At 40.9% G+C, this 3,706-nt stretch carries 4 protein-coding genes; all 4 read left to right on the plus strand.

Translation table 11 applies throughout. The annotated features are described in order from the left end of the window. The first annotated feature begins 199 nt into the window (after positions 1-199). On the plus strand, positions 200-484 hold the full coding sequence (locus ACZM60_RS14505) for a hypothetical protein (RefSeq protein WP_489521844.1): 285 nt from the start codon (positions 200-202) through the stop codon (positions 482-484). Positions 485-659: 175 nt separating this feature from the next. Then, positions 660-1,151, plus strand: coding sequence for a TlpA family protein disulfide reductase (locus ACZM60_RS14510; RefSeq protein ID WP_418586266.1), 492 nt, complete (start codon positions 660-662; stop codon positions 1,149-1,151). Between the two features lie 10 nt (positions 1,152-1,161). After that, on the plus strand, positions 1,162-2,742 hold the full coding sequence (locus tag ACZM60_RS14515) for a DUF6029 family protein (protein ID WP_418586264.1): 1,581 nt from the start codon (positions 1,162-1,164) through the stop codon (positions 2,740-2,742). A 55-nt stretch (positions 2,743-2,797) separates the two neighbouring features. After that, positions 2,798-3,613 (plus strand): hypothetical protein, encoded by an 816-nt coding sequence (locus tag ACZM60_RS14520; protein ID WP_489521845.1) that lies wholly within the window; start codon positions 2,798-2,800, stop codon positions 3,611-3,613. Positions 3,614-3,706: the final 93 nt, after the last annotated feature.

The raw sequence follows: 3,706 nt of genomic DNA on the forward strand, positions 1-3,706 counted from the left end.
TGTTGTTAATTTGTAATTAATTGTTTGTCAGACTTAAATATACAAAATAATTCGGTGATTACCAACTTTTAAAGATACTTTCTTATCCCGAACTCACGTCTATAGTGATTTCCCTGTAAAGATTGATGAAGACGGAAACGGACTTGCTGTACAGGCTTATGAATATGATGGCGTAACACTTGCTCCTTCATTTGCCGGTATGTATAACAATAATATTTATACTACTTATTATGGTTCGGGTGACTTTGTCCTGACACGTAATAGCTCTTCGGCTATGAAAACTTTGAAGTCGTCTGTTGCACCGCTGAAGACTGCTGCAAAGACTGTCTTTACAACTCCGTGGGCTGCCAGAAAACAAGCTGTTGTCAAAACAATGTCAAAGACATTCTTGCCGTCGGCTGATGTTGCACGTAAGCTGAAACGTGAAACTATTACTATCGACTATTCACAGCAGCGTTTTAAGGTCAGCAAGAAAACCAAATAAGGCTGGTTGATAATTGCGAATGTTCGCTTTAATATGATAATTCCGTTTGAGAGGCTTTTTGATATAGAGTCTGGAATGATTACCTGAAAAGGGCAGGAGCTTTAAAAGAAAGCTTTCTCAAACGGATTTTTTACTTTACAAATTGGTTAAATACTTTAATTAGGGAAAATTTACTATGTTACATAAATTGTTATTTGTAGTCTGTCTGCTTTGTGGCTGTTTGCAGGTTGCTGCACAAGGTAAACTTTCGAACGTAAAGGTTGAAGATGCCGATGGCAAACAGATCGAGGTGACTTCTCTGGTAGATGGAAAACCGTTTATCATGTCTTTTTGGGGGATTACTTGCAAGCCTTGTCTGATGGAACTGAATGCCATCAATGACCAACTGGAAGAATGGCAGGAAGAAGTCGATTTTAAGGTAGTGGCTGTATCGATAGACGACAGCCGTTTTTCTACTCGTGCACGTACCATGGCTTCAGGCTCAGGATGGAACTTCGTCTGTGTATTCGATAAGAATCAGGATTTGAAACGTGCCATGAATGTTACTTTTACTCCGCAGACTTTTATTGTAGACGGACAGGGAAACATCGTGTATTCGCATACAGGATATACTCCGGGCAGCGAACTGGAGTTGTTTGAAAAATTGAAAGAACTACAACAAAAATAATTCATTCCCGATGAGAAAGCAACTTTTTATATTAGGTGTAGCGGCTGTCGGAGCGACAACTGCTCTTCATGCACAGACTCGTGATAAAGGAACTCTTACGGGAAGTTTAGAATCGAATAGCATCTATTATGTAGATGATAGTGAACTGGGATCGGCTGCAGCCAATCCGGACGATCATTTCGGTTCAAATAATTATTTAAAACTGGATTATGTTCGGGGTAAATTCTCGGCTGGAGTTCAGTTGGAAGGTTTTTTCCCAGCCTTACAGGGATATGATTATGGAACCTATGGTAATGGTCGCCGTGCTATTCTCGGTTCAAAATATGTAGCGTGGGAAGATGGTGACTTCGGGTTTCGTGTAGGTGATATTTTTGATCAGTATGGAAGTGGTCTTGTTTTCCGTAGTTATGAAGACCGTACCCTGGGGTTCAATAACTCAATAGAAGGCGTATGGGGACATTATAGCTATAAAAATTATGTATCGTTGAAAGGTATGTACGGAAGACCGCGCTTGTATCTGGATTATGCGGAATCGGCTGTACGTGGAGCTGACCTTACCTTGTCTTTATCGGATATGGTGGGTTGGAAAAATGGTTCGGTACAGTTGGAAGGTAGTTACGTAAACCGTTATGAAAATCTGAAAGACAATGCTGACTATGTAGACCGTTTGACTACAAACAATCTGGACATGTATGCTGTAGGCGGTAATTTAAATTGGAATGGTCTGGATGTTCGTGCCGAATACGTAACGAAAACGAAAGATTTGCCGGAAGTTTCTTCTGCTACTGAAGTGGATGGAAATGCTATTCTTGCTGAAGTGGGATATGCAACAGGTAATTTTTCTGCTTTGGGTACTTTCCGTCGTTTGGAACACATGAATACTATGCTTACCTTACAGGGACAGGGATCGGGAAATACATTGAACTATTTGCCTGCCTTGACACGCCAGTATACTTATATGCTTGCCAATTTGGAACCGTATCAGGTAAATGCAGAAGGTGAAACCGCCGGACAGGTCGATGTGTACTATTCGTTGCGCCCGGCTTCGAACCGTGCAAACTATTGGAATTTTCATGCGAATTTCTCGACTGCCTATTCAGATAAGAACATTACAGGAGAGTCACGTTTGTTGTGGCGTGATATCAATGCTGATGTAGAACATCGTTGGAACAAGCAGTGGAAAACCGCAGTATTGGTATCTGTTCAGGAGTGGAGTCCTACTCATGGAATGGATGACAAAACATATGCTTCGAACATCTTTGTAGTAGACAATACCTATAAGTTCAACAGCAAAATGGCTTTGCGTGCGGAATTGCAATATCTCTATTCGGCTGATTACGAAAAAGACTGGATGGCTGCCTTGCTGGAATTCAGTATGGCTCCCCGCTGGAGTGTCAGCGTAAGCGATATGTACAATCATGGTACCACAAAGATTCATTATTATACAGCTTCTGTAAGTTATACACGCAAGAATACACGTGTACAGTTAAGCTATGGAAGAAATCGTGCTGGTTATGTCTGTTCGGGTGGAGTATGCCGCTATACACCGGCATATACCGGAGCTAATCTGGTCGTGACTTCTTCTTTCTGATGCGGAATGTGGTCTGAATAATTGAAATCAACAAATTACAAAATAAAAAACATATATGAAAGCTTATATATTTAAAACTTTGGCCGCCTGCTTTTTGATGGCTTTTATAGCATGCTCTGGAAATGATGGAGGAGAAACACTTCCTGGTACAGATCCAGGTACCGACCCAGGAACTGAGATTGAAGGTGATTTGTCTTTATCCGTTTCCGGTACAGTGATTGAGGCAAATGGAACCGATGCTGTTACTATTGCAGTTATGAAAGGTGAAACTGACATTACATCTTCCTCAAAGGTTTATGTAGTCAATCCGTCCGGCAGTACTGAATCTTTTCAGGGAACCTCTTTTAGTACGACGACCGAAGGAGACTATATCTTTTATGCCTATTATGGAGGTGAAAAGACTGAAGATGTAACCGTCAGAGCATTTAAGGATATTCCTGCACTACCGGCCGACAGCAAGCCTGATCAGAGTACGGGTTTTGTAAAGCGAGTGCTTGCAATTCAGCATACAGGAACATGGTGCCAATTTTGTCCTAATTTAATAAGAGGAATTGAATCTTATCAACAGAAATATCCTAATAGTTGTGCTGTTTTTGTTGCAGCCCATAATAGTGATGAACTAACAAGTGCAGCTAGTGATAAGGTTACTGAGTATTTAACGATTACGAATTATCCTTCGTTCAGTGTCGACTTTGGTAATGTAACTGTTGAATATAGAACAGATGCTGAACAAGAGGCCGAACTGTTTGCTTCTAAAATCAATCAAGCAGAAAGTAACGGATGTAAAACGGGTCTTTCAGTAGCAGCAACGAAGCCTGAAGGTAAAATCGTGACCGTAAATGTAAAAGTTAAATCTGCTAATGTAACGTGAATTCGACGAATTCAAAACAAAGCAAGCTGTGTGTCAAATGTACGTTGTACATTGATACACGGCTTTTTTGGAAACATGCAGTACGCCGCAATC

This window comes from Phocaeicola sp. (assembly GCF_057861905.1).

Coding starts and splice junctions, on each gene's coding strand:
- ACZM60_RS14510 (WP_418586266.1), top strand. CDS start 660: ATGTTACATAAATTGTTATTTGTAGTCTGTCTGCTTTGTGGCTGTTTG.
- ACZM60_RS14505 (WP_489521844.1), top strand. CDS start 200: ATGTATAACAATAATATTTATACTACTTATTATGGTTCGGGTGACTTT.
- ACZM60_RS14520 (WP_489521845.1), top strand. CDS start 2,798: ATGAAAGCTTATATATTTAAAACTTTGGCCGCCTGCTTTTTGATGGCT.
- ACZM60_RS14515 (WP_418586264.1), top strand. CDS start 1,162: ATGAGAAAGCAACTTTTTATATTAGGTGTAGCGGCTGTCGGAGCGACA.